We start from the raw sequence: 24,245 nt of genomic DNA, 5'->3' as shown, positions 1-24,245 counted from the left end.
TGCACTTGTTTCACTTGAGTAAGTTCGCACAACAGTGTGGGGCTGTCATCCACGTGAAGCGACAAGGCGTTCCAGAACAGGGCGCGGGGAAAAGCGAAAGAGGGTGAGGATATGAAGCGAATACACCTGATGGTGGCGACCCGGCCGAATTACATGAAGATAGCCCCTGTCTGGAGCGCCCTCTCGGCCAGCGGCTCTTACGAGCTTGAGCTGGTTCACACCGGTCAACACTACGACCACCTGCTTTCCAGTGCCTTCTGGGATGAGTTGAAGCTGCCCCGGCCGGTCGTCAACCTGAGGGCGGGGTCAGGGTCGCATGCCCGGCAAACGGCGGCGGTCCTGATCGGATATGAAGCGTTTTTGCAGGAAAGCAGGCCGGATCTGGTTATTGTCCCCGGGGATGTGAATTCGACTCTGGCCTGTGCCTTGGCCGCATCCAAGCTCCATGTCCCCGTTGCCCACCTGGAGGCTGGTCTGCGCAGCTTTGACGACACCATGCCCGAAGAGATCAACCGCAGGCTCACGGACAGCCTGGCATCCATTCACTGGACGCCTTCTCCGGACGCCACGGATAACCTTCTTCGCGAAGGAATCGCCCAAGAGAAAATCACGTGTGTCGGCAATTGCATGATCGATTCGCTCCTCTCATTCCTGCCGTCGTTTGAAGCGGCCAAACAGTGGGAAGCCTTCGGAGTCAAGCGGGGCGAATATGTCGTGGTGACACTGCATCGGCCCAGCAATACGGACATCCCCCAACGATTGGAGAGCATCGTCAACGCCCTTGTGAGCATGGGAAAAAGTGTTCCCGTCATTTGGCCCTGCCATCCGAGAACGCTGGCCGCGTTGGAGAAGGATGGCCATGACTCGCGCCTGCGCGCGGGCGGTGTCCGGCTTTGCGACCCCGCTCCCTACATCGGGTTCATGTCTTTGGTTGTCGGGGCAAGAGCCGTTGTCACCGATTCCGGGGGCATACAGGAGGAGACCACTGTCCTGGGTGTTCCCTGTTTGACTGTTCGGCCCAACACCGAGAGACCCATAACCTGCTCGGAGGGGACGAACCGACTGGTGGAACCCCAAGGGATCGAAGAGGCTTTCCTGGGCTTGAACGGGGCAGGGAGAGGGTCTGCCAGGCCAAAGCTGTGGGATGGACGGGCCGCCCTGCGCATCGTGGAGGATTTGGCTGAACGGGGGTGGGCGTCACATGCCTGAAGAAAACAATAAAAAAGCCTTGGCCATCATTTTGGCCAGAGCCAATTCCAAGGGCCTCAAGCACAAGAACATCCGCACGCTCCATGGCAAGCCGTTGTTGGCCTGGACCATTGAGGTGGCCCTGGCCGTGCCCGCCTTCGAACGAGTGATCGTCTCGACCGACAGCGAGAGAATCGCCCAGATCGCCCGGGACTACGGAGCGGAGGTTCCTTTTTTGAGGCCCGAGCATCTCGGCGGCGATTCCGTCAGGCCTGGCGAGGTGGAACAACAGCTCCATGAGTGGCTTCGGGAGGAAGAGGGATATGTGCCCGATTTTTCGGCCAGCCTGTATCCGACGCACCCCTTCCGGCAGTCTCGTGTCATCAACGAACTGGTGAACAAGGGATTGCAGGGATTCAGCCCGGTCTACACTGCCAGGAGAATCCAAACGCAACGCAACAGTTTTGTCCGGATGGGAGAAGGAGGCACGGTGACGGTCATTGAAGACAGTAACCGTCTCAACGAGCAGGGCATGGCCTGGGTCAGATCGTACGGAACCTTTTATGGCCATCGTCGAGGTCGGGTAGACAACCCTTACTGCCATGTCCTTGATCATCCGGCAGAGTTGATAGATATCGATTCACTGACGGATCTTGTTCTGGCAGAGCAAGTGCTTTCAAGAGAGCTGTACACAATAGCATAGGCCACAAAGAGATGAACAAGAAGCATACCGTAGTTCTCCGGTTTCCCGAACCCGAGGGAGACGTCTGGCTTGAAGAGTACCTGGATAGCGGCCTTGCCCGGTTGATCGGGAGTATCCGAGAGAGTGCCGGGGGTGGGCGAATAATGGCTGCTGTCGGCAGCGAAGCCATGGCCCGGCGGCTTGCGTCGCGAGGACTGGGGGTCTTCCGTGTTCCAGGCCGGGTTCTTTCTCTGTCTCTTCCCGAAAACAGCGAGCAGTTTTTTCGCGCCCTGGGAGCAGGCGGCATGGACAAGGAGGCTCCTGTGGCGGTCTTATCGGGGTATGCTCCGCTCCTTTCCGGCCGGATGTTGGCGAGCGCCTTGAAGATTCATGAGGCGGACCCGTCTCATGTGGTTGCCTCATGCCGCAAGGCGAGCGAGCATCCCTGTCAACTGCGTGCCCTGTACAAGATCCTTCATGTCAGCGAGATGTTTCCGCTTGTCTCCGGCGACGGTCCTCAAGGGGATGGCTGGCTGCGCAGTGCCCCCTTTGACTACGCCTGGGAGCAGGACCTGCTTCGCATAGCCGAGAGAGCGCAAGAGCCGCGCATCCCCTTGGAGTCGTCGTGTGACCGGGAGAACGCCGTCAGGTGGCTGCGTGAGGGAGGGCTGGCTTCATTTGTGTTCCGGGGTTCGTACGACCGGAACTTTTCTCCAAAGTATGTCGGATTGGATGGGCGCGGCCAGGTGCCGGTGGTCCTGCTTGGGACCGATGGCAGGAACCGGACCGTGTTGCACCTGTGTGATGATGCGTTTCCCGGCGCGGAAAGCCTGAGTGTGACCCTGTTTGGGGTGACGAAGCAGGGAATGGGCCGTGTGGTGAAGGCAATCGGCAGGAACAGACCCCCTGTGGAGGTTGATACTGCCGAATTGGCAGGACAAATTTTCTTTATGGTGCGGCAGGGCATTGAGCGTGGTCACTATGACGACTCTGACCGTTTTGAGCCTCGCGATGGCTATTGGAGCTTTGAAAAGCGGACCATGCGACCGGTCTTGCCATCTGGCGGCTACATCTGGGGGCGGCAAGCCTTCCCCCAGGTGTTTGAAATGACGGAACATGTGCTGGTGGGTACACTGGCCATGCTTGGCCAATACGAAAAACTGCTGCTTGGCGGGCGCGTCAAAGGGGTCAACGTTCAGGAAGAGGCGTCTCTGATCGTACGCAGTTCCTTCGATTTGTTGCGTTATTCCATTTTCAAGGATCAAGGGATGGGCCAGCGTGTCAGAGCAAAACAAGATACCATCAATGCGGCTTGACCATCTCGCCTTTGTCACGGACAGGCTTGCCGACAGTGTCGTGGCCAACGGCCAGGATGCGGCCTTTGTCTGGGGCAACGAGTGGTCTTGCCTTGGCAGCAGGCAATTCGTGCTCTCTGGCGACGAGATCGAGCGCCATGCCCAACTCCACGACGGGCCTGTGCCGGGAACGGTGTTGAGTGGCAGCATTATCAATGCGGGCTTCCATTTGGGATATTGGGCAGGCAGGAATACGCTGGTGGTGACTGAGCATTCACAGCCTACCATCCACTGCTTCCGCAACGGTAAGCATACCCGCTCACTTGAGCACCCCGCCTTTGAGCGGGCAGTCTGTTGCGGGAGTGGCGACACCCTCTGGGTGGCTGGCAGCATCAGCCGCCGGTTCGCCCGCCTGGATGGGGCCGGGCGGCTGGAAATGGAATTCACCCTGGAATCCCTGGGGGTTGGATCGGAAAGCGTGTCCCGGATTGTTGCCTGTAAAGTCTGGAACGGGCGATTGTACATCATTGGCGACTATTCCGTGAAGAACCATCCACGGTTGGTGTTTTCCGTTGATGCGGAGACCCTTGGTGACCTTCGACATCACGTTGCAGGGCCACTGTTTCTGCCACGCGAGTTCGTCGAAACGGAGCAGGGGTTGGCGCTTGGTGATTCCTGGTTTCCCAGCCTTGCCACCATGGGACTTGAAACCCGTGCGCCCAAGACAGTGTTCCGCACCAGTCTGCCACAGTCTCCAAAGGGCTATCTGTGCTGCGGGGGCTTGGTCGTGGTTGCCACCAACCACGAGATATCCATTTGCGACAGACGCGGTGTTGTTGTCGGTGTTTGCCGTCTTTCCGGCCCAGAGAGGGTTGTCCAGATGATCGCGATCCCTGGCGGTGTTTGCGTGCTCCGGGCGGATGGCGCGCCGGTGACGCTGATCCCGTTGGAGTTTTTGCTCTCGATTCCTTCAGCGGACCTGGGCAGAGGAGAGACGTCTCCATGCGCATAGCCATTCTCACGAACTCCTCTGATCCACGTGTTTCGGCACAGATCACGGCGTACACCCAAATGGGGCATGATTGTTTGTGCCACCACTTCGGCGGCGGGGAGACGCCGCCCGGGGCCATGTGGGGGCCGTCGAACGCGGCAGGGGAGGCGTGCAGGGAGGCCGATATCATTCTTGCCGTCGTTGACTCCCTGTGCCCTGGCCCCAGGTTTGTCCAATTCGTGGACATGCCCGCTGGAATCCCCCTGGTCATGGACATAGGCCGCACGTCGCTCAAGGTGCGCAATGAAGACGAGTACGCGATAAAGCAGTTTGTGCTGCGCCATCGTCCTGCCGTTGTCTGCCGCAGCGTCCGGCAGTTGGAGGACCTGGAAAAGGTGTGCTTCCCGGTGCAAGCCATGGTTTGCCGTGACATGCTGGAATTCGGGAAAATGCCGGAGCGCGTCCTTGTCGATACCGCGTGGTTCCTGTTGCGCGTTGCCGGGAAGACGGCATTGGCCGCCCCGCCATCATCCTTTCTCCGGCAGTTGCTGGGCAAGGCGTGGGGAGACCCGGTGATGACGGAAACCGCCCGGTCCATCGCGAGGGAATTCCCGCTGTTCGCGCCAGCCAGGATTTATCTGGAAGGGGAAGCGGTGGCCAGGCGCGGGCAGATGGATGAGGGCCTGGACCGGCTGCTTGAAAGGGACCACGAAGGGTGGATGAGCCGATTGTCCCTTGCCAGGGGCGCGGTTGCCGAACCGATGGCGACAGAACTGGCGCAGCTGCGATGCCACCTCTTCTCTGCCACACCGCCCCGGGAGCCCGGGAAAAAACGCATCCTGCTCTGCGTCGGACGCAAGCAGCGCGACCTTTTCATCGTCCTGCTCCTTCGCCTGTGGCTTGAAAGAATGGGCTACGAAACCTATGTGCGCCCGTCACTGAACCGACTGAAGGAGAGCCTGGTGGAGCTCTTGCCACACGCCGTGGTCTGGGGCGAACGGACCACGCCATTCAAGTTCGAGTTGGCCCAGTTTGCCCGTGCCCGCAATGTCGTCTCCATTGTCCGCCGGGAGGAAGCGGGGCATACCTATTCGAGTTGGGAATATGCGGATGAGGGCAGAAGAAGTTGGTGGATCGGGAAAAACGATTATTCCGATCTCGTGGATCTGGAGGTCATGTCCGGCCCCGAGCCGGCGGATGTCACATCAACCTTCGGGTACATGCCCCAGGAGGCGACCATTTCGGTCGGGGCCATGCTTTTCGATATCTACAGGATGGGCTCGCTGGGTCCGTACCTTCCTTCAAAAGAAGCCTACCTCAAGCAGTACGGGCTGGACCCCGAAAAGCCGGTAATGATTTTTTGCGCGCGCTGGGCGCATGCTGACCGCGATCCCGCCACGGCTATCCCGGAATCGGCCCGCAAAAAGGGCCGGGCCGAGCAATTGGACCCCATGGTGGAGGCCTATGTCGGCATGTGCAAAAAGGGCCGGGCCACCTGGCTGGATGCCCTTCATCGTCTGTACCGGGAGATGGGGGACAGGTGGAATTTTATCATGCGCCCCCACCCGGGTGAGCGCGTGGAGGCATATGAGTCCTTCTTCAAGAAGCGGCAGATGAAAGTCCCTGTTATCATGGATGAATACATGCCGGTTCTGCTCTCTTGCGTTGACCTGATCATCCATGCGGGATCGACGACCGCCCTTGAAGGGCATTTCCTGTCAATTCCGGCCTTGAGCTTTGCTGATCCGACACCGGAGTATTTGCCCATTTCCAGGCTGTCGCCTTCCTGCCAACAATGCGAAGAGCTCAGGGAGCTCATCAACGGGGTTGAACTGGGCAGGTCCAATGCGGACGAAGCCGTGGTTGGTGAAATCACGCGAGCCCATTACGGCGACATTGACGGTTTGGCCTGCAAGAGGGCGGCCCAAGCCATCCATGAGGAGGTTCTGAAGTCGAGGCGAGTCCCCTTCCGTTTGCCGTCCGACACCGTGGTCCCATACGAGGAGGGCAAGGACCAGGATTGGATTTTTGGCAATGTGCGCCTGTGGGAAGTCGAGAGGTATTCAAGTATCGTGAGCCAGTTGGTCCAGCAGTACGAGCAGAAACTATCCGGAGCAGAACAATGAAAAATACATGGCGATTCGGGGAGGCCGAGATGAGGTACCTGAAAGAGGTGCTGGACTCGGAATTCATGTCTTCCACTTGTGGCAACATGAACCAGCGGTTTGAGCAGGCATTTTGCGCCAAGGTGGACGCCAGATACGGGATCACGATGAACTCGGGCACCTCGACCATGCACGCCTGCCTGGCGGCGGCAGGTGTCGGCCCCGGCGACGAGGTCATTGTGCCAGCCCTGACAGTCATCAGCACGGCCAGCGTGGTCCTGCACCAGAATGCGGTACCCGTCATCGCCGACATAGACCCGCAGACCTTCAATATTGATGTGGACGACGTGGCCAGCAAGATTACGGAGCGAACAAAGGCGATAATTCCGGTGTCCCTTTATGGACTGCCAGCGGACCTTGATCCCCTCATGGAGATGGCCGACCAGCACGGTCTGGTGGTCATCGAGGACGCTGCCCAGGCGCACCTGGCAGAATACAAGGGGAGAAAATCCGGGTCCATATGCCACATGACAAGTTTCAGCTTCGAGAACTCCAAGCACATCACGACAGGCGACGGCGGCATCGTGACCACCAACGACGAGGTGTTGGCCGTGGCCGTTCGCAAGTTCGCCACTCTGGGCTATGCGGGTCTGAGCGCTTCCGACGGGCGGGTGCGCAAGGTGCTCAAGGAGGAGTTGCAGTCACCCGAATACAAGCGCCACGACGGCTTTGGCTGGAACTACCGCATGCCGGAAGTGGCGGCGGCAGTGGGATTGGCCCAGACCGAGCGCATCGAGGAGTTCGTGGCCATGCGCCGAAAAATCGCGGGCATGTATCTGGCGGTCATTGAAGAGGAAGGTTGCGAGTTTCTTGCTCCGCAGGTCAACCCGGCAGGCACGAACAACGCCTATTTTTCCTTTGCCGCCAAGTATGATGCGGCCAGGACAGGCAGGAGCTGGAAGGAGTTTCGCAATCGGTATGTCGCGTTTGGCGGTGACGGAATCTATGCGGCCTGGGCTCCGCTTCATCTGGAGCCGGTCATGGCGAACGAAGCGTTTTATGGAAAGGGATGCCCTGTGCGCTGCCCCCTCTACAAGGGGAAGGTCGAATACAGGCCGGGCCTGTGCCCCGTCGCCGAGGCGGTCCAGCCTCAGCTGATGCAGTTTGTGAACAACTACCGCGATGAAGAGGAGGCACGGCCCAAGGTCGAGGCCCTGCGTCAGACCATTCGCTGGGCGCGGGGATAGCCATGCGCAGCACAGTCGAGATCGAAGGCAAGACCATCGGGCATGGCGCACCAGTGTACATTGTCGTAGAGCTTGGCGTCACCCATGAACAGAGCGTGGAGGTGGCGGAGAGCTTTGTCAACGCATCGGCCGCCGCCGGTGCCGACTGCGTCAAGGTGGAATCGTTCCAGGCGGACGAGCTTGTGGTGGATCGAACCGTGAATCACACGTACGGCACAGCCCGGGGTGAGGTGACAGAGAACTACTATCAGCTCCTCAAGCGGCTGGAGCTTTCCTACAGCGAGTTTGCGCAGATCAAGGCGGCGGCGGACAAGAGGAGCATCACCTTTTTTCCGACAGTGGCCACCAAGTCCAGCATCGAGTTCTTTGAATCCATCGGCGCCGTTGCGTACAAGCTTGCCTCCCCGGATCTCAACAATTTTCCGCTTCAGGAGTGGGTGGCGGCAACGGGCAAGCCGATATTCCTGGATACCGGCGGCGCGTATATCCACGAGGTTGAGCAGGCGCTCATGCACCTTGAGCGGCACGGCGCGCAGCAGGTGGTCATCATGCACAACCCGTCGGGTTATCCCGCGCCGCCGGATAAAACGGACCTGCGCATGATCAGGACCATGAAGGATCTATTCGGCATTCCTGTCGGCCTGTCCTGCCATACCCCGGGACTTGATTGTGTCATGGCGGCCATTGCCTTGGGGGCTGACGTCATCGAGAAACCCATTACCCGGGACACGGCTATTGCCAGCCCGGAACACGTTTTTTCCTTTCCGGTGGAGCAGGCCGGGGAGCTTGTCGCCCGGATTCGCACCATGGAAATGGCGCTCGGTTCCGGACGCCGCATGAGCGTGGACGAGCAGAGTCTGCCCCGCCGCATAGGCCGGCGTGGCCTGTATGCCGCCCGTCCGCTGAAGGAAGGTCAGACACTGGCGGCAGAGGATATTTTGGCCGCCAAGCCGGAAAAGGGGATCTCCGTGGTCCACATTGAGCAGGTGCTGGGCCGGAGGCTTCGGCGAGATCTGGACAGGCACACCCCCATCACCTGGGAAGACTTCTAGGCGGATGCGATGAACAGGGACATCGGTTTCATCCTCCAGGTCCGGCTCGGATCGACGCGGTTGCCCAACAAGGCGTTGGCAAACATGCACGGTGTGCCCCTTCTGGAGCATCTGGTGCGCCGCGTGGAATGCTCCGGTTTGCTCGAAGACATGCCCCTGATCGTTGCCACGACCGCAACAAGCCGAGAGATAGAGAGGTATTGCGCGCAGCGGGGGCTGGACTGCTTTATTGGCGAAGAGGAAGACGTGACCGGGCGAGTGCTGGATGCGGCACGCCATTTCGGGCTTGCGAACCTTGTTCGTCTTCAGGGCGACGATCCTCTGGTCTGCCCTTACGGGCTGCGGGAGATCGTGGCCGCACACCGGACAGGCAGTGCGGAGTTCACCACCACCGCCCATGCGAGCGGATGGCCCGTGGGCATGGCGGCCATGGCCTTCAGGACCGATGCCCTGGAGCGCGAGTACGTCCGCTACGGCGCGAGAAATCCTGACCGATTGAAAAAAGGGTTCCTGCCCCTTGACGAAGTCGTGTTTTCGAGCCGCTTCCTGAGGATGGCGGACCGGGCTGCAACCGGCTTTTTCGTCACCGTGGACTACCCGGAGGACGAGCGTCTCGTTACGGAGATCCTGACGCGAATCGATCCGGCCCGGAGCGGGTACGGTTTTACCGTGGAGCAGGTGGCTGAAACACTGGCTGGCATGGGCGACACCTCGAATCATCATTTGCATGAACCATTCAGCTCTGCGAGGGGATCATGAACCTCAGAAATTATCTTGAAACATTTCCACGAGTGGTTTTGAATGCACGTCTAAGTTGTATGGATGCGGTGAAAATGCTGGACGCATCCAATGCCCTGGTTCTGGCTGTGGACGATGAAGGCCGGTTGCAGGGCGTCGTGGCCGACTCCGATATCCGCAAGGCGCTGTTGCGCGGAGTGGAATTGACCCTGCCCATCTCGGAAATCATGACCACCACCCCGGCGTGCGTCACGAGCAAGGACCCGATACAGGAACTCATGGACTTGCAGCAGTCCAAGCATCACATATGGGTGCCGGTCGTGGATTCGGAACACAGGCCCGTGGCCCTGGTGAACACGCGCGAGCTGTTTGGTCGCTCCGTGCTCCATTCCAACAACGTCGTCATCCTGGCCGGGGGCAGGGGCATGCGGCTGCGCCCCCTGACCGAGGAGACGCCCAAGCCCATGCTGCCCGTGGGCGGGCGACCGCTGCTTGAGATCATCATCGAGCGGTTGAGGGAGAGTGGTTTCCTGAATATATCCTTATCAGTAAACTACTTGGCCGAGCGGATCACCGAGCATTTCGGTGACGGCGGCAAGTTCGGCGTTTCCATTTCCTACCTCAGGGAGAATGAACCGCTGGGCACTGCTGGCTGCCTCGGCCTGCTGAAGTCCAAGCCGGTGGAGCCGGTGATTGTGATCAATGGCGATGTCCTCACCGGCTTGGATTTTGAAAGACTATTGGAATACCACCACAATGAAGGGCGGATCATCACTACCGCCGTGTGGAAACACCATGTGACCATCCCGTATGGGGTGGTCAAGCTGGAGGATACCATCGTCCGGGAGATAGAAGAGAAGCCGGAGTTCGAGTACTACGTCAACGCGGGTGTTTACGTGATCTCCCCCGAAGCCCTGGACCTGGTGCCACGCGGCTGCCCCTATGACATGCCCGAACTTATTCGGGCCGTCATCGAGAGGCAGGGCATGGGAGTCGGGTGTTTTCCCGTTCGGGAATACTGGCTCGATATCGGGTGCCCCAAGGACTATCTTCAGGCGAACAACGACGCCACCCGCAGGAAGGATTTCTAGAACCCTTGGCGTGCGGAGCAGCCCCGGCAGTGGTTGACCCGGGAGAAAAGCAAGGAAAATCAGGCGCCAGGCCCGGAGCCGGAAAGACGATTGATGCGAGGGAAAAGGGCGATGCCAGGCAGGTGGCGCGCCAAGAGATCGAGCCCGGCCCGACCTGTCAGGCTGTCCTTCGCAGCATGGACATCGTTGATGACCAGTGTTTTGGTTCTCTTGAGGTTGGACATCCGGCCCTCGACCAAATGGGCGAAACGGTCATGAGGTCGCGGCCGGGTGATAATGTAAGCAAACACAGGGCTATGATCCAGCGTTGATGTTGTGTCAGGTTGGGGAATCGCTCAAGTTAGGCAGGTGTTATTATGCATGATTACTCAGAAAAGACACGACAAGTTTATCATAAGCAGCATGAACGCATCTCGCAAGATGAAGTCGCAATGGAGCGGTTTATCAATATGTTCTCGATGGAATATTTCCAACTTGAGGACGATTATTTTCTGGGGAAAAAGGTTCTCGATGCAGGGTGTGGAGACACGGCAAAGCTCATGATAGCGCTTCACCGGCTAGGGTCGAAGGAAATATGCGCTTTCGATCTTGGAGATGAGTTTATACCTGTGGCAAAATCCAGCCTTGAGCAATATGGAGTGCCTTTGGAATGCGTGAACTTGAAAAGCGGTAATATCCTCTCCATACCTTATGAAGACGAATCATTCGACTTTGTGGCCTGCCACGGTGTCATGGTCCATCTGAACAACTATGCGGAAGTCGAGCAGGCGTTCAAGGAGTTGGCGAGAGTCACCAAGCCGGGTGGAATGCTTTATACTGTCTTGGGTGAAGAGGGAGGCATCTGGCGCGACTGCCTGTATCCAGCCCTTCGAAACTATTATTTGAACAATGAGGACTTCAAGGACTTTGTTGACCACACTACGCCTCAGGACGTTGCCGAAATTGTTGATTTTGTTCAGAATGAAATGGTTACCCGTGAAGAAGAGAGCGTCGATCTGGGCTTTCTGAAATCGTTGCTTGATTTGGACTTGCTTGTCACTCTTCAGAATATCTGTCAGGCGCCTGTCCGTATTCCCGTTTCCGAAGAGCAGCATATTGAAATGTACACGAGAAACGGGTTTTGCTCTCCCCGAAGACTGCGGCGCTACATCAAGCGTAAAAATATACGGCGGTATTTTAGCCCGCTGCACTATAATTATGACCACTATTTGAGTCGCTTGATGTATGGTGGCGGGTGCTTGGAGTTCATAGCCAGGAAAGATGATGATTTGTAAAGATGCGGCTGATGTTGATGAGCATGTGAACAGAAACAAGGCGATGTGCCAGCATGGATGCAGCTCCAGGCTGGAAAGTCCCTCAGGTTAGGCAGCAGGAGCGCTGCATCATGAATCCCAACACTCTGCAGACCGTCTTTCTTTCCGGGATGTTTCGTTCAGGAACCACCCTGACCGGCAGGCTGTTGCACGCCCATCCGCGGATCGCCCTGGCGTCCGACGGGTTGTTTCCCTTCTTCAAGTTTCTGCGTAACGCAATTGCCTCCCGGCATGGTGCGGACATCCCCGAGGGGTTTGAGTCTCCGCTGGCTGACTATGCCTTCGGGCGGCAGGCTGACGTGTTCCGGGCCGTGCAGCAAGCAGACCTCCATCTGCCCCTCAAGGAAGCGGATAGGGCCGAGCTGCTGGCCCGCATTGCGACCTGGTGCGCGGAGCATCCGCAGTACTCTCCCTTGTTGGCCCCGAGGGCGGGGTCGGCGGGCGGAGCCACCTATGCAGAACTCCTGGAGGAACTGCTGACGCTCATCAGGGAGGAGTACGGGGACCGGGCCACCGGTATTGTTGGTTTCAAGGAGGTATGGGCCACTGAGTTTGTGCCCGCCCTGGCCAGAACCTTTCCTGAAATGCGTTTTGTCTGCCTTGTGCGCGATCCGCGTGCGGTTTTTGCCTCAAAGAAATTTCGCATGGCCCAGTATCCTCCGGTTTTCATGGCCCGCCAGTGGCGCAAGATCGCAGCGCTGGCATATTGGTATGGCCACGATCCGGCGTTGTCCGGCCGTGTCCTGACGCTTCGTTTTGAAGACGTGATCACTGAGCCCGCGGCGGTCTCTCGGAAAATGTGCGATTTTCTCGACATCGAATGGCACCCCGCCATGACGGATCTCTCTTCCTTCGTCAACGGTCTGAACCTTCCATGGTTTCAGAACAGTGCCTTTGGCCGTGGCGGGACAGCATTCGACACGAGCACCCTTGGTCGATGGCAGAGCAGCCTGTCCGAAGGAGAGATCGCCTTGGTGGACTACCTGTGCGCACCGGAGATGGGCTTGTTCGGCTATGAGCCGGTGCATGGACCCGATGCCGATGCAACACGACGAATGCTGGATGATCCTCCGGTGGTGCCACGGGAGAGTCTTGCCATGTGGATCCGCCGGTTTGAGCCGTACACGCTGGAGGACACCCGCCTTGAGCTGTCCATGGAGGGGAATCGGCATGGCGCGCTGCGAGCCGGGCTCAATGCGCGCGACGCCCGTCACTTTTTCTTGCACGACGACATTCATGCCTTCCTGTTGGTGCAGAAGACGTCGGGCAGGGAGGAAGCGCATGCCACTGATTGCGCATGATGAGACAAGCGAAACAGGGGAGCGTTGTTGGCTGGACAACAGTGCGAGCCCGCGCAAACCCGGTCGGAACGGATATTGCTGGATCGACCAACAAGACAAGGATCGCCCATGACCACAAAACGACTCTATCTCGTCCACGCCATCGACACAGAAGGCCCGTTGACGCAGTCGCTCAAGGCAACCGTATTGCGTGTGAATGAATTGTTTGGCACCGACTTCGACACCGAGATGGACCACGGGGCAATGTGCGAACTGGTGGGCAGGCTGGAGCGAGGCGAAGAAGAGGTGTCCGACAAGGAAGAGGTGAAGCGGCTCCTGGCCACGGTCAACTTCCTGAGTTCACGAGCCGCCTATGCCGAAGCCTTGCGCGCGGCGGGCGACGAGGTCTTCCGCAGGAAGCTGGCCGACCCCGAGGGCAATCCCTACCGGTATAGCTGGTTTGTGCTGGACAATACGGCCACGTTCATCAATCCGCGCCGCCGCCTGGTTGGCTACGGACAGGTCTACCACTGCCTGCGCGAGAGCCTGCCGACGCCCGCGAGTTTCGACCTGGATGGGTTTTACTGGCACTATCACCAGATGCGTCGCGACCAGCACCCGTTCGTCAAGGAGGCATCGTTTTTTTCCAGCGACGAATACGAGCAGATCCTGTGTCATCGCATCATCGAGAGTCGCGACTTTCCGGCAGCGTATCGGGCGGGCTACTGCCTGGAGCGATGGGATGCCAATCTCTGGCTGGAGAACTGGATTCCCTTTGACTACAGCCTGCATTCCATCAACTTCGAATTTTCCATGCACAAGCGCATCGCGCGCGAGAACGACTTCTGGCTCCGCGCCCCGGCGGACTGGTCGCACTATCACCCGGATTCCCACGATGTTGAACGTCCTGGCAATTTGAAGCGGACCCTGTTCAGAAGTCTCTGCGTCAACACCCGTCTCTACAGCCTGGATGAGTCCGAGGTCCGGCGGGCCTTTGAGCGTGCGGACAGGGGGGAGCCAACGGTTGTTTCCGGGTTCAGCCACGACTTTCGCGCCATTGCGCCAGAGGCGGAGAAACTGTTCGAGTTGGTAAGTCGCGTGTCCAGGGATTTCCCGGAAGTGCAGTGGCGAAACGCCACTGCCGTGGAGGCGGCGGCGGGCGCCCTGGGGCGCGATGATGACGAGCCGTTGCAATTTTCCATGCGCGTGGAAGACGATGTCCTGTATGTGACCAGCAACCAGCCGGTGTTCGGCAGCGAGCCGTTTTTGGCGGTAAAGACCGTGGACCATCGCTTTTACCAGCAGAATTTCGTTCGGGTGGGCGACACTGCCTGGGGAACCCCGCTGCGCCACCCGGAAATCATCCACTACCTGGGTGTTGGGGCCTGCACTGCTGCCGGAAGCACTGCCACGGCTCTTCTGGAAAGGACAAACGGGACATTCGTGAATGTGGAAGGCAAGGGCTACTGGTCGGGGTCTCCCGAATAAGGCCAGGCAGGATGATGTGATGAAGATAGGTGTCATTGACTACAGGGCCGGAAACCTTCGCTCGGTCATCAACGCCCTCAAGGCGGTTGGTTGCGATGGCGGGATGGTCGTGAAAAGCCCTGGGGAACTTGAACGGTGCGACAAGATCATTCTGCCGGGAGTGGGGGCGTTCCCCAAGGCCATGGCCTACCTGAACGAGACCGGTTTTGTTCAGGCTCTGAACGAGCAGGTCGTGGGCAGGGGCAAATTGTTCCTGGGGGTTTGCCTGGGCATGCAGCTCATCATGGAGATGGGACACGAGGGAGAGAAGACCCCCGGTCTGGGCTGGCTGCGCGGGGCTGTCACGCGGTTTGCGGACACCCCCGGGTTGTCGGTGCCGCATGTGGGATGGAACGACACGAGGCCGGTCAACAGCAAGGCGATCATGGCAGGCGTACCCGAGGGAGCGGACTTCTACTACGTCCACAGCTTCAAGGTGGCTTGCTGCGATTCGTCTGATGTTGCCGCCACCTGTGAGTATGGGGAGCCATTCGTGGCTGCCGTGGAGCGCGGCAACGTGTTTGGCACCCAGTTTCATCCAGAGAAGAGCCAGCACTTTGGACTGCGTGTCCTCAAGAATTTCGTGGAGTTGCCATGTTGAAGAAGCGCCTCGTCGCCGTGCTGGTCGTTTGCGATGGCAAAATCGTCCAAAGCGAGCAGTTCAGGCACCCGCACAAGATTCACGACAATCCGGTCTTTGCCATGGACTGCTTCAACAAGTGGGCTGTCGATGAGATCATGACGCTCAATGTCAGCCGCTCGTCAAAAAGCCGTGGACAATTTCTTGACGTTGTTGCCGAGCTTTCCGACGCCTGCTTCCTGCCTCATGTCGTGGGCGGTTGGATCGAGACCGAGCAGCACGCTGTTGACCTGCTTCATTGCGGTGCGGACAAGGTGGTGCTCAACACGCGGGCTTTCGAGGATCGCACCCTGGTCCCGCTGCTTGCCGACCGCCTCGGGCGGCAATGCGTGGTTGTTTCCATTGACGCAAGAAAAGACGCTGACGGGGTAGAGCGCGTCTGCATTGATCGCGGCGCGAGGCTCACAGCCACAGCGGTCGTGGATTGGGCTCGGGAGGCCGAGCAACTCGGTGCCGGGGAACTGTTCGTGAATTCCATCGAACATGACGGAATGTGCCGGGGGTATAACCTGGATTGCCTGGCCAAGGTGAAGCGTGCCGTCTCGATTCCTGTCATCGGCTTTGGCGGGGTGTCCGAGTGGGGGCATCTCAAGGAAGGCGTGGAGCAGGCTGGCCTGGACGCCGTGGCTGCCGCCAATGTTTTTCATTACTCGGAAAATAGCTGCAAGAAAGCCAAACGATATCTGCTGGATCAGAACCTACCATTTCGAAGCGCGAACGGAGTTAAGGCATGAGATACTGCAAACGTTGTTGCTACCCGGAAAATGCAAAACCAACCATCATCTTCGATGCAGAGGGCGTATGCAGCGGCTGTCGGTACCACGAGAGCCGGGAAGATGCCGACATCAACTGGGAAGAGCGGGAGCGGATGCTTGCCCGCCTGCTGGAAGAGGCCCAGGCCGACGCGCGTCGCAGGGGGAATATCTATGATTGCATAATCCCGATAAGTGGCGGGAAAGACTCACATTTTCAGACCTGGCTCATGAAGGAAAAGTATGGCATGAACCCGCTTCTGGTGGCGTTCAACCACACATTCAACACCCAGGCTGGAGGGCGCAACCTGGAAAATCTGGTGGAGAAATCCGGGTGTGACCTGATACGGATCACGCCCAGTCCCCACTCGGTGCGCAAGCTTTCCCGGTTCATGCTGAAGCGTGTCGGCGACCTGACCTGGCACTATCACGCCGGGATCTACACTGTGCCCTTCCAGGTTTCGGCGCAGATGAACATCCCGCTCGTCATCTGGGGCGAACACGGGTACGCGGAACTGACCGGCATGTTCTCGCTCAAGAACTTCGTGGAGTTTACCCGCTGGACACGCAAGCAGTACGACATGCGCGGCCTGGACGTGGCCGATGTTGTCAAAGACCCGGACAACGACATTAAGATGACCGACATGGCCCCCTACCTTTTCCCTTCTTCCGAAGAGGTGGAAAGGGTGGACATGCGCGGAATCTACTTGAGCAATTTCATTAACTGGGAAGCCAAGGCCCAGACGGAATTGATGATGAAGACATGGGATTTTGCCCCGGTCACCTTCCATCGCGACCGGACCTTCAACCTCTACTCGCACATTGAAGACCATGCCAACGAAGTGCATGATTACATGAAATTCCTCAAATTCGGCTACGGGCGGGGCACAGACGCGGCCAGCCGCGAGATTCGCCTGGGGCGCCTGACCCGGGCCGAGGGCGTGGAATTGGTCAGGGAGTATGACCCGGTGGAGCCAAAATCCTTGGCAACCTACCTCGACTACTTTGAGTTGAGCCGCCAGGAGTTCATGGCTCTTTTCGACAGCCAGCGCGAGGCGGGCATCTGGGAGCGCGGCAAGGATGGGCAATGGGTTCTGACCGATGCCATCCACCGGCAGGAGACGGACGAGACCCACGAGGCCCTCAAGGCCCCGTTGGATGAGGCGGATCATGTCTTTGCCCACCACAACAGGGCTCTTTATTACAACCCGGACAACCCGCCGGAGAAGAGCGGCGATCCGAGGCTGGATGAAGAAGCGGCAACCTTCAGCGTGCTCTGATTCGAGGAGTATTGATGCCTGATCGTCCAGAGACCTTGCCCCACGATTGCTGTCCGGTTTGCCGCACCGCCGGGGCTCCTGTTTACCATGAGCGGTCCACGGGCGAGGTGTTTCATCGGTGCCGTGAATGCGGGCTGCTGTTCATCGACAATTCGACCCCGGACAACCCCTATCCCGTGGAAGCCCTGTCCGTTGAGAGCCAGGAGACCGGGTTCGCCTCGGATTATCGCAGCAACAAGCTTTGGAATTACGCCCGCAGCCATGTGCGGTGGATCATCTCTTACCTTGAGCGCCTGGGCGTCCCGGCTTCGCCAAGGGCGCTCAGCGTGGGCTGCGCCTTTGGCCACGATCTGCGAGAATTGGGTGATCTCGGGTGGCAGGTCTTGGGCGTGGACCACGACAAGGGTTTCGCGGTCCGGGCCAAAAACCAGCACGGGGTGGAGGTGCGTACCGGGTTTTTCGAGTCTGTCGAGGTCCACGGGCAGTGGGATCTGGTCGTGTTGGCCAGTGTGCTGCCGTATCTGAGCGGCCTCGACAAGGTCATGAGAAAGGTAAAATCCCTCGTCAAGCCGGGGGGGTACATGTTCATCACGGTACGCGAAATTGACTGGTGCGAGCCTGCGCAGGTGCTGGAGTATAGCATGAACAGGCATGCCCGGCAGTACTTTCCCTCCTCATCCCTTGAGCGCCTTTGCAAGGAGTATGGGTTCGATCCCGTGGTGCTGGATCGGTTTGCAATGAGACTGCCATGGAGCACCAGGCTGGCCAATGCCAACAAACTCCCGATACTGGCAAAACCCCTTCAGGCCATTGCCAATGTCCATTTCAGGATCTGGAACGCACTGGGGGGTGACGCTTTCAGACCCGCACAGGCCAACAGGGCGCAGCAGCTTCGCCTCCTGGCGCGACGCACGGGTTAGGTGAAGGCGAGGAGGTTGGCGTGAAAACGGTCGTCATGGGCACAGTGTTCAAGGGCGTGGAGCCCTACCTTGAGGCGTACTTCCGCTCCTTGTTGGAGCAGCGCGACAGGGAGTTCGGCGTGCTCATCGTCAACGATGGCTTGGATCAGGCCGAGGTCACACGATGGACCGGGGACTTGGATGTCTCTTTTGTGTCCAACTCCGGCACGCCCGGAGTAAACCGCATGGCGGGAATCCGCCGCTGCCTGGAGAGCCGGGTGGAGGTGATCGTTTTTGCCGATTGCGACGACGTGCAGGGCATGGGCCGGGTCGCGGAAAGCAGGAAACTGATCGGTGCGGGGGCTGCCATCGTTTGCAACGACGTGATTCCCATGACCGCTGACGGCGTTGTGGGAAATCCCTGGTTCTCCCATGTCTTTGATCACGGGCAGGCGGTGACAAAAGAGGACATCCGGTGCGGCAATTGCCTTGGTCTTGGCAACACCGCTGTCGCGGCCGCCATTTTGGCGGTGGAGTTGACCATTCCTGCCGACATACCGGCCTTTGACTGGGCGCTCTATGGCGCATTGCTGGAGTCTGGCCGCGAGGCCGTGTTCACAGCGGAAGCGGCCACGTTTTATCGGCAGCACGAGATGAGTTTCGCAGGCCATGGCCTGTTGGGCGCGGATTACCTGTTGCGCTGTCTGGCGGTGAAGGAGGCGCACTACCGATTCATGAATAACCATTTTACCGGCTATGCCGCCTTGGCGCAGGCATATGGCAACCTTCATGCGCGATGCACTGAGGACAGAAGGCATTTGATGCAACTGGCTGATGCGCTGGATGCAAAAAAAAGCAGGAAGATGCTGTGGTGGGAGTGTTGTTAGGCTGGGTGGTTGAATCACATGGGACAAGGCGAGAGGATGGCCGATGTGGTGCCTGCGAAATGACGAGAATTCCGTCAGGCGGTGAAGCAATGTGTTCCCTGGCTATCTTTCAGGAGGGGGAAGTATGAGCATATCCTTTGGGAGCAGGGTGGTCAGTGATTTTGGTGTCCCGTACATTATCGCCGAGATCGGGGCAAACCATAATGGAGACATGGAACTTGCCAGGAAACTGGTTGTTGCCGCAAAGGAAAGCGGATGCGATTGTGTCAAGTTTCAATCATGGAGCAAAAAGACGATTTTCTCTGCGGTCAACTATCGCGAAAACAAGTTTCTTTCCGACGACTACCGCCAGCGGAAGGACTTTACCCTGGAGAAGATCGTTGAGGCGTTTTCTCTTGACGAAGGCCAACTGAGGGAGTTGAAGGAATTCTGCGACAATGCAGGCATCCACTTTTCCAGCTCTGTCTTTTCGCGTGCAGAAGCGGATTTTCTGGTGGAGGAGCTCAAGGCCCCATTCGTGAAAATTGCCTCGATGGACATCACCACGCCGCCGTTGCTTGAATACGTGGCCGGGATAGGAACCCCGGTGGTCCTCTCCACCGGCCTGTCAGACCCCGGCGAGGTAGACCGGGCCGTGCTGGTCATGGAGGCGGCGGGCGTCAAGGAACTGGCCTTGCTCCACTGCGTTTCCAATTACCCACCTCGCGAGGAGTGCGTCAATCTCAGGAACATGGAGTGGTTGCGTACGGCCTATCCCGGATGCCCGGTGGGCTATTCGGACCACACCATGGGGGCTGCCGCCGCAGTGGGAGCCGTTGCCTTGGGGGCAAGCATCATCGAGAAACATTTTACCCTGGACAAGGGCATGTTCGGCTGGGACCACGCCATTTCCACCGATCCGGCGGAGATGGCCGAGTTGGTGCGCATGTGCCGGAGCGTTCGCGCCTGCCTGGGCTCGACCAGGCGCACCCTGACGAGCGAGGATGCCGAGCGCCGCCCGGCTTTCAGGAGAAGCATCGTTGCCGCCCGCGACATCAAGGCAGGCACACGGCTTGCGGTCGCAGATCTCGATTTCAAGCGGCCCGGCATTGGCATAAGCCCGGTGGATCTTGACCATGTGGTCGGGCGGGTCGTGAAGAAGCACATTTCTGCGGACGAGATCATTGTTTGGCAGGACTTTGACGGGGAGGCGTGATGCAGATGTTCCGCCTTGAGGGAAGAAGAATAGTCATTGCTGGCGGTTTGGGGCGAGTCGGGCGCGGCGCGCTTGCGTGCCTTCTTGAGGCCGGGGCCGAGGTTCTTGTTTTGGACATGGTGACGGATGGCGAAACCGTCCTCGAATCCTTTCTGGATTCACGGTGTATGGAGCAGGTGGCCTATGAGCGCCTCAGCGTGACGGAGTTCCCTGGTCTGAATGGGCGCATTGCCGATTTGTGGGCGCGTTATCCTTTTGACGGGTGGGTGAACTGCGCGTATCCAGCGGCCAGTGAAGACGAGAGCGGCTGCCCGGAAACATCCTGGCTGGAAGCGGTGCAGCGTCATGTTGGTGCTTCGTGCCTGTGCAGCGAGGCAGCGGCAGAAGCCATGGCCCCGGGCGGGTCAATCGTCAGTCTGGGCTCGGTGTACGGCGTCATCGGGCCGGACTTCAGTATATATAATGGAACCGACAAGTTTACGCCGTCCGCATACAGCGCGGCCAAGGGGGCGATATTGTCCCATGCGCGATGGCTGGCTAGCCGCTATGGCAGCAAGGGCATCCGGGTCAATGTGGTATGCCCGGGCGGCGTCCAGAACAACCAGACCGAACCGTTTTTGGGCCAATATAATGCCAAGACCCTGCTGGGACGGATGGCGACCGCCCGCGAGGTGGGCGCTGCGGTGGTCTTCTTTCTTTCGGATGCGGCTGGTTGCACCACGGGTGAATTTCTCATGATTGATGGTGGCATGAGCTGCGTGTAGCGGGAGGTTAGCATGATGAGCGACAACAAGGCTGAGAGAAACAACAACGAGTCCAACAAGTTGAAACTTTCTCCGCTCAGGCGGTGTCAAGTGCATGTGACAACGCCTCTTTCCGAACTCGTCTCAAGCACAACGGGGATTTTCGCGTGTGGCAAGGAAGAGGAAGGGGTCATGCCGCCTGGCACCGGAGCTGATGCGCAATGAAGCTTGCCAACAAGAAAATTCTGGTAACCGGAGCTGACGGATTCATCGGTTCGCATCTTGTGGAACGTCTCGTGACCGCCGGGCATTCGGTTCGGGCGTTGGCCCACTATAATCACTGCAATGCCTGGGGATGGCTCGACACCCTGCGGCCCGACATCCTGTCGGCCACGGAAGTCGTCACAGGGGATATTCGCGATTGCGGAAGTGTCCGCGAGATGATGAAGGGCATTGACGTGGTTTTTCATTTGGCCGCGCTTATCGCCATACCCTATTCCTACTCATCGCCGGAATCGTATGTGCAGACGAACATCATGGGCACCCTGAACCTGTTACAGGCGGCGCGGCACCAAGGTGTGGACCGCTTTGTCCATACCTCCACCAGCGAAGTCTATGGCTCGGCGCAGTTTGTTCCCATTACCGAGGAGCATCCACTGCAAGGTCAGTCGCCCTATTCCGCCACCAAGATCGGGGCGGATCAGATGGCGCTTTCATATTATCGCTCCTTCGAGGTTCCGGTTGCGGTGTTGCGCCCGTTCAACACCTACGGCCCGAGGCAGTCGGCAAGGGCTGTCATACCCACGATAATCACCCAATTGGCCAACGGTGCGAAATCCATCAAGCTTGGCTCGCTGCACCCCACGCGGGATTTCAGCTATGTCACCGACACGGCGGAAGCCTTCGTCAGTGTGGCTCAATCCGACACAGCGGTCGGCGAAGTGTTGAACGCGGGGAGCGGATTTGAGATCTCCATCGGCGAAGTCGCGCTGCGCATTGCGGAGGTCATGGACAAGGAAGTGGCTTTCGAAGAGGATGCCCAGCGGGTTCGCCCCAAGGGCAGCGAAGTGGAGCGACTCTTTGCAGACAACACCCGTCTGCGGGAGCTGACGGGCTGGGAGCCCGAGTATGCCGGTATTGAGGGTTTTATCAGAGGGTTGAAAGAGACAGCGGATTGGTTTTCCTTGCGGGACAACCTTTCCCTGTACAAGGCGGATATCTACAACGTGTAACGAGAGTGGATGTGACCCGGTGCAGTGCTGGCCGGGTGGATGATGGCATCCGTGAAACCTCACAACCGAGTGTCTTTTTGGAATAAAGAACGTCAGCCCATGACCAAGACCATTCTCGTTACCGGCGGGGCCGGATATATCGGCTCCCACACCTGCAAGGCGCTGGCCGTGCGCGGGTACACGCCCGTGTCCCTCGACGACCTGTCAAACGGCCATGCGCGGGCCGTCAAGTGGGGGCCGCTGGTGCGCGGCGACATTGCGGACCGCGCCCTGCTCGATACGGTGTTCGCCACCTATCGGCCCGAGGGGGTCATCCATTTCGCGGCCTTCATCGAGGTGGGCGAGTCGGTGCGCAACCCCGGGGCCTTCTACCGCAACAACGCGGCCGGGGCCCTGGCCGTGCTCGAAGCCATGCGCGACCACGGCTGCGGGCGCATCGTGTTTTCGTCCACGGCCGCGGTCTACGGCGAGCCCCGGCAGGTGCCCATCACCGAGGACCATCCCCAGTGGCCGGTCAGCCCCTATGGCTGGTCCAAGTTCATGGTCGAGCGGATGCTTGAGGACTTTGGCCGCGCCCACGGCACGCGCCACTGCGCCCTGCGCTATTTCAATGCCGCCGGGGCCGACCCGGACGGCGAGACCGGCGAGAGCCACGATCCCGAATCCCACCTCATCCCCCTGGTGCTGCGGGCCGCAAGGCAGCCGGACCGGCCCGTGACCGTGTTCGGCACCGACTACGACACGCCCGACGGCACCTGCATCCGCGACTACATCCATGTCTGCGACCTGGCCGAGGCCCACATCCTCGCCCTGGACCACCTGGCCGGGAACCCGTCCCTGGCCGTGAACCTGGGCACCGGCACGGGCAACTCGGTGCGCGAGATCATCGAGGCCGCCCGCGCCGTGACCGGCCTGCCCATCGAGCCGAAGATCGGCCAGCGGCGGCCCGGCGACCCGCCCCGGCTGGTGGCCGACCGCGCCCTGGCGGGCAAGGCCCTCGGCTGGGAACCGAAATTTACGGACATCCGCGAAACCATCGGCCATGCCTGGAACTGGATGAACAGGTAGGGCGGACGTGGCCCGGCAGATCGAGTTCTTCCACCCCGAGCCACCGCCCCGGGCACATCGCGTCTGGCCCGTGTTCCTGCCCTTTGCCGGGTGCCCGCACCGCTGCCTGTTCTGCGCCCAGGACAGGCAGACCGGCCGCGACGCCACCACCCTGCGTGGCGCCCGCGACAGTCTGGCCCGCGACCTTGAATCCGCCCTGGCCGCCGGGCGCGGTCCCTATGAGCTGGCCTTTTATGGCGGCACCTTCACCGCCCTGCCCGAGCCGTGGCCCGAAACCTTCCTGGCCCTGGCCGCGCGCTTTCGGAGTGCGGGGCTGATCAGCCGCGTGCGCTGCTCCACCCGGCCCGACTGCACGGACTCGGCCGGTCTGGCCAGGCTGCGCACCCTTGGGCTGGACATGGTGGAGTTGGGCGTTCAGTCCTTTGACGACCGTGCCCTGGCCGTTTCGGGCCGTGGGTACTCCGGCGAAACCGCCCGGCAAGGATGTGCTGCCGTGCGCGAGGCCGGACTGGCGCTGGGCATTCAGCTGCTGCCCGGCCTGCCCGGCGATCGGCCCGGGGTATTCCGGCGCGATGCGGCGCTGGCGGCCGACCTTGCCCCGGAAATAGCCCGGCTCTATCCCTGCCTCGTGGTGCGCGGCACCGGGCTGGCCCGGGAGTGGGAGCGCGGCCGCTACACGCCCTGGACCCTGGAGCGGACCCGGGAGGAACTGGCCGCTGCCCTGCCAGTCTTCTGGGGGCGCGGGGTGCGGGTCATCCGGCTGGGGCTGGCCCCGGAGGGAACGCTGGAACGGGATATTCTGGCCGGGCCGTGGCATCCGGCCCTGGGGCAGTCGGTGCGCGGGCGGGCCCTGCTGGAGGTGGTCCGGGAGGCGGCCGGTGAGTTGGGCCGTGCGCCCACGCGGCTGGACGTGCCCCGGCGGTACCAGGGTGAGCTGTTGGGCCATGGCGGCGAACTGCGGGGTGAGTATCAAGCCCTGGGGCTGTCCCAAGGGACGATCCGTTATGTGGACGCCGCGGGATTCGTGCTGATCTGAGTTG

General features: G+C 59.7%; 24 protein-coding genes. 23 read left to right on the top strand and 1 reads right to left on the bottom strand.

What is annotated here, in order from left to right:
* The first annotated feature begins 111 nt into the window (after positions 1-111).
* The 9 genes from wecB to QQS14_RS06175 all read left to right on the top strand — a co-directional run bounded on the left by wecB (position 112) and on the right by QQS14_RS06175 (position 10,389).
* Entirely contained in the window at positions 112-1,209 is a 1,098-nt protein-coding gene (gene wecB, locus QQS14_RS06215; RefSeq protein WP_285906098.1) for a non-hydrolyzing UDP-N-acetylglucosamine 2-epimerase, read from the top strand.
* Positions 1,202-1,891 carry an acylneuraminate cytidylyltransferase family protein gene (locus QQS14_RS06210; RefSeq protein ID WP_285906097.1) on the top strand — a complete coding sequence of 230 codons (690 nt, stop codon included), beginning with the start codon at positions 1,202-1,204 and terminating at the stop codon, positions 1,889-1,891. The genes wecB and QQS14_RS06210 overlap by 8 nt, the downstream gene beginning before the upstream one ends.
* Positions 1,892-2,034: 143 nt before the next feature.
* Positions 2,035-3,186, top strand: a complete 1,152-nt coding sequence (locus tag QQS14_RS06205; RefSeq protein ID WP_285906096.1) for a hypothetical protein — start codon at positions 2,035-2,037, stop codon at positions 3,184-3,186.
* The gene (locus QQS14_RS06200; RefSeq protein ID WP_285906095.1) at positions 3,176-4,177 is read left to right on the top strand and encodes a hypothetical protein; all 1,002 of its coding nucleotides are present in this window, start codon (positions 3,176-3,178) and stop codon (positions 4,175-4,177) included. Before QQS14_RS06205 ends, QQS14_RS06200 begins: the two co-directional genes overlap by 11 nt.
* Positions 4,168-6,282 carry a glycosyltransferase family protein gene (locus QQS14_RS06195; protein WP_285906094.1) on the top strand — a complete coding sequence of 705 codons (2,115 nt, stop codon included), beginning with the start codon at positions 4,168-4,170 and terminating at the stop codon, positions 6,280-6,282. Before QQS14_RS06200 ends, QQS14_RS06195 begins: the two co-directional genes overlap by 10 nt.
* A 29-nt stretch (positions 6,283-6,311) precedes the next feature.
* Positions 6,312-7,508: a DegT/DnrJ/EryC1/StrS family aminotransferase gene (locus QQS14_RS06190; RefSeq protein ID WP_285906093.1), complete on the top strand. Its 1,197-nt coding sequence runs from the start codon at positions 6,312-6,314 to the stop codon at positions 7,506-7,508.
* A gap of 2 nt (positions 7,509-7,510) precedes the next feature.
* On the top strand, positions 7,511-8,560 hold the full coding sequence (locus QQS14_RS06185) for an N-acetylneuraminate synthase family protein (RefSeq protein ID WP_285906092.1): 1,050 nt from the start codon (positions 7,511-7,513) through the stop codon (positions 8,558-8,560).
* A 9-nt stretch (positions 8,561-8,569) separates the two neighbouring features.
* The gene (locus QQS14_RS06180) at positions 8,570-9,319 is read left to right on the top strand and encodes a cytidylyltransferase domain-containing protein (RefSeq protein WP_285906091.1); all 750 of its coding nucleotides are present in this window, start codon (positions 8,570-8,572) and stop codon (positions 9,317-9,319) included.
* Complete coding sequence (locus tag QQS14_RS06175; protein ID WP_285906090.1) at positions 9,316-10,389, top strand: nucleotidyltransferase family protein; 1,074 nt, start codon at positions 9,316-9,318, stop codon at positions 10,387-10,389. Before QQS14_RS06180 ends, QQS14_RS06175 begins: the two co-directional genes overlap by 4 nt.
* Positions 10,390-10,448: 59 nt before the next feature.
* On the opposite strand, the gene QQS14_RS06170 is transcribed toward QQS14_RS06175, so the two are convergent.
* Positions 10,449-10,613, bottom strand: a complete 165-nt coding sequence (locus QQS14_RS06170) for a hypothetical protein (RefSeq protein WP_285906089.1) — start codon at positions 10,611-10,613, stop codon at positions 10,449-10,451.
* 132 nt (positions 10,614-10,745) lie between these two features.
* Here QQS14_RS06170 and QQS14_RS06165 point away from each other — a divergent pair, with 132 nt between their 5' ends.
* The 14 genes from QQS14_RS06165 to QQS14_RS06100 all read left to right on the top strand — a co-directional run bounded on the left by QQS14_RS06165 (position 10,746) and on the right by QQS14_RS06100 (position 24,241).
* Positions 10,746-11,663: a class I SAM-dependent methyltransferase gene (locus QQS14_RS06165; protein WP_285906088.1), complete on the top strand. Its 918-nt coding sequence runs from the start codon at positions 10,746-10,748 to the stop codon at positions 11,661-11,663.
* 110 nt (positions 11,664-11,773) lie between these two features.
* On the top strand, positions 11,774-13,003 hold the full coding sequence (locus tag QQS14_RS06160) for a sulfotransferase family protein (protein WP_285906087.1): 1,230 nt from the start codon (positions 11,774-11,776) through the stop codon (positions 13,001-13,003).
* Positions 13,004-13,111: 108 nt separating this feature from the next.
* Entirely contained in the window at positions 13,112-14,470 is a 1,359-nt protein-coding gene (locus QQS14_RS06155) for a hypothetical protein (protein WP_285906086.1), read from the top strand.
* Positions 14,471-14,489: 19 nt separating this feature from the next.
* Positions 14,490-15,110, top strand: a complete 621-nt coding sequence (hisH, locus tag QQS14_RS06150) for an imidazole glycerol phosphate synthase subunit HisH (RefSeq protein WP_285906085.1) — start codon at positions 14,490-14,492, stop codon at positions 15,108-15,110.
* Positions 15,104-15,883 (top strand): imidazole glycerol phosphate synthase subunit HisF, encoded by a 780-nt coding sequence (gene hisF, locus QQS14_RS06145; protein WP_285906084.1) that lies wholly within the window; start codon positions 15,104-15,106, stop codon positions 15,881-15,883. Before hisH ends, hisF begins: the two co-directional genes overlap by 7 nt.
* A complete protein-coding gene (locus tag QQS14_RS06140) occupies positions 15,880-17,181 on the top strand; it encodes an N-acetyl sugar amidotransferase (RefSeq protein ID WP_285906083.1) in 1,302 nt (433 codons plus the stop codon). Before hisF ends, QQS14_RS06140 begins: the two co-directional genes overlap by 4 nt.
* A gap of 14 nt (positions 17,182-17,195) precedes the next feature.
* The gene (locus QQS14_RS06135; RefSeq protein ID WP_285906082.1) at positions 17,196-18,101 is read left to right on the top strand and encodes a methyltransferase domain-containing protein; all 906 of its coding nucleotides are present in this window, start codon (positions 17,196-17,198) and stop codon (positions 18,099-18,101) included.
* A 20-nt stretch (positions 18,102-18,121) separates the two neighbouring features.
* Positions 18,122-18,967, top strand: coding sequence for a glycosyltransferase family A protein (locus tag QQS14_RS06130; RefSeq protein WP_285906081.1), 846 nt, complete (start codon positions 18,122-18,124; stop codon positions 18,965-18,967).
* A 91-nt stretch (positions 18,968-19,058) separates the two neighbouring features.
* Complete coding sequence (locus QQS14_RS06125; protein ID WP_285906080.1) at positions 19,059-20,162, top strand: N-acetylneuraminate synthase family protein; 1,104 nt, start codon at positions 19,059-19,061, stop codon at positions 20,160-20,162.
* Positions 20,162-20,926, top strand: a complete 765-nt coding sequence (locus QQS14_RS06120) for an SDR family oxidoreductase (protein WP_285906079.1) — start codon at positions 20,162-20,164, stop codon at positions 20,924-20,926. The genes QQS14_RS06125 and QQS14_RS06120 overlap by 1 nt, the downstream gene beginning before the upstream one ends.
* A 12-nt stretch (positions 20,927-20,938) precedes the next feature.
* Entirely contained in the window at positions 20,939-21,130 is a 192-nt protein-coding gene (locus tag QQS14_RS06115; RefSeq protein WP_285906078.1) for a hypothetical protein, read from the top strand.
* Positions 21,127-22,137, top strand: coding sequence for an NAD-dependent 4,6-dehydratase LegB (locus tag QQS14_RS06110; protein ID WP_285906077.1), 1,011 nt, complete (start codon positions 21,127-21,129; stop codon positions 22,135-22,137). Before QQS14_RS06115 ends, QQS14_RS06110 begins: the two co-directional genes overlap by 4 nt.
* 99 nt (positions 22,138-22,236) lie before the next feature.
* A complete protein-coding gene (gene galE, locus QQS14_RS06105) occupies positions 22,237-23,205 on the top strand; it encodes a UDP-glucose 4-epimerase GalE (RefSeq protein WP_285906076.1) in 969 nt (322 codons plus the stop codon).
* A gap of 7 nt (positions 23,206-23,212) precedes the next feature.
* Positions 23,213-24,241 carry an elongator complex protein 3 gene (locus QQS14_RS06100; RefSeq protein ID WP_285906075.1) on the top strand — a complete coding sequence of 343 codons (1,029 nt, stop codon included), beginning with the start codon at positions 23,213-23,215 and terminating at the stop codon, positions 24,239-24,241.
* The last annotated feature ends 4 nt before the right edge of the window (positions 24,242-24,245 follow it).

Source organism: Pseudodesulfovibrio pelocollis, assembly GCF_030282845.1.
GTDB lineage: Bacteria > Desulfobacterota > Desulfovibrionia > Desulfovibrionales > Desulfovibrionaceae > Pseudodesulfovibrio > Pseudodesulfovibrio pelocollis.
Note: the sequence above shows the minus strand (reverse complement) of the source record. Positions and strands in the feature narration are given on the sequence as shown.

Bases quoted from the DNA above. Each gene is read 5' to 3' on its own strand.
- wecB (WP_285906098.1), top strand. From the start codon at position 112: ATGAAGCGAATACACCTGATGGTGGCGACCCGGCCGAATTACATGAAG.
- QQS14_RS06210 (WP_285906097.1), top strand. From the start codon at position 1,202: ATGCCTGAAGAAAACAATAAAAAAGCCTTGGCCATCATTTTGGCCAGA.
- QQS14_RS06205 (WP_285906096.1), top strand. From the start codon at position 2,035: ATGGCTGCTGTCGGCAGCGAAGCCATGGCCCGGCGGCTTGCGTCGCGA.
- QQS14_RS06200 (WP_285906095.1), top strand. From the start codon at position 3,176: ATGCGGCTTGACCATCTCGCCTTTGTCACGGACAGGCTTGCCGACAGT.
- QQS14_RS06195 (WP_285906094.1), top strand. From the start codon at position 4,168: ATGCGCATAGCCATTCTCACGAACTCCTCTGATCCACGTGTTTCGGCA.
- QQS14_RS06190 (WP_285906093.1), top strand. From the start codon at position 6,312: ATGAGGTACCTGAAAGAGGTGCTGGACTCGGAATTCATGTCTTCCACT.
- QQS14_RS06185 (WP_285906092.1), top strand. From the start codon at position 7,511: ATGCGCAGCACAGTCGAGATCGAAGGCAAGACCATCGGGCATGGCGCA.
- QQS14_RS06180 (WP_285906091.1), top strand. From the start codon at position 8,570: ATGAACAGGGACATCGGTTTCATCCTCCAGGTCCGGCTCGGATCGACG.
- QQS14_RS06175 (WP_285906090.1), top strand. From the start codon at position 9,316: ATGAACCTCAGAAATTATCTTGAAACATTTCCACGAGTGGTTTTGAAT.
- QQS14_RS06170 (WP_285906089.1), bottom strand. From the start codon at position 10,613: ATGTCCAACCTCAAGAGAACCAAAACACTGGTCATCAACGATGTCCAT.
- QQS14_RS06165 (WP_285906088.1), top strand. From the start codon at position 10,746: ATGCATGATTACTCAGAAAAGACACGACAAGTTTATCATAAGCAGCAT.
- QQS14_RS06160 (WP_285906087.1), top strand. From the start codon at position 11,774: ATGAATCCCAACACTCTGCAGACCGTCTTTCTTTCCGGGATGTTTCGT.
- QQS14_RS06155 (WP_285906086.1), top strand. From the start codon at position 13,112: ATGACCACAAAACGACTCTATCTCGTCCACGCCATCGACACAGAAGGC.
- hisH (WP_285906085.1), top strand. From the start codon at position 14,490: ATGAAGATAGGTGTCATTGACTACAGGGCCGGAAACCTTCGCTCGGTC.
- hisF (WP_285906084.1), top strand. From the start codon at position 15,104: ATGTTGAAGAAGCGCCTCGTCGCCGTGCTGGTCGTTTGCGATGGCAAA.
- QQS14_RS06140 (WP_285906083.1), top strand. From the start codon at position 15,880: ATGAGATACTGCAAACGTTGTTGCTACCCGGAAAATGCAAAACCAACC.
- QQS14_RS06135 (WP_285906082.1), top strand. From the start codon at position 17,196: ATGCCTGATCGTCCAGAGACCTTGCCCCACGATTGCTGTCCGGTTTGC.
- QQS14_RS06120 (WP_285906079.1), top strand. From the start codon at position 20,162: ATGCAGATGTTCCGCCTTGAGGGAAGAAGAATAGTCATTGCTGGCGGT.
- QQS14_RS06115 (WP_285906078.1), top strand. From the start codon at position 20,939: ATGATGAGCGACAACAAGGCTGAGAGAAACAACAACGAGTCCAACAAG.
- QQS14_RS06110 (WP_285906077.1), top strand. From the start codon at position 21,127: ATGAAGCTTGCCAACAAGAAAATTCTGGTAACCGGAGCTGACGGATTC.
- galE (WP_285906076.1), top strand. From the start codon at position 22,237: ATGACCAAGACCATTCTCGTTACCGGCGGGGCCGGATATATCGGCTCC.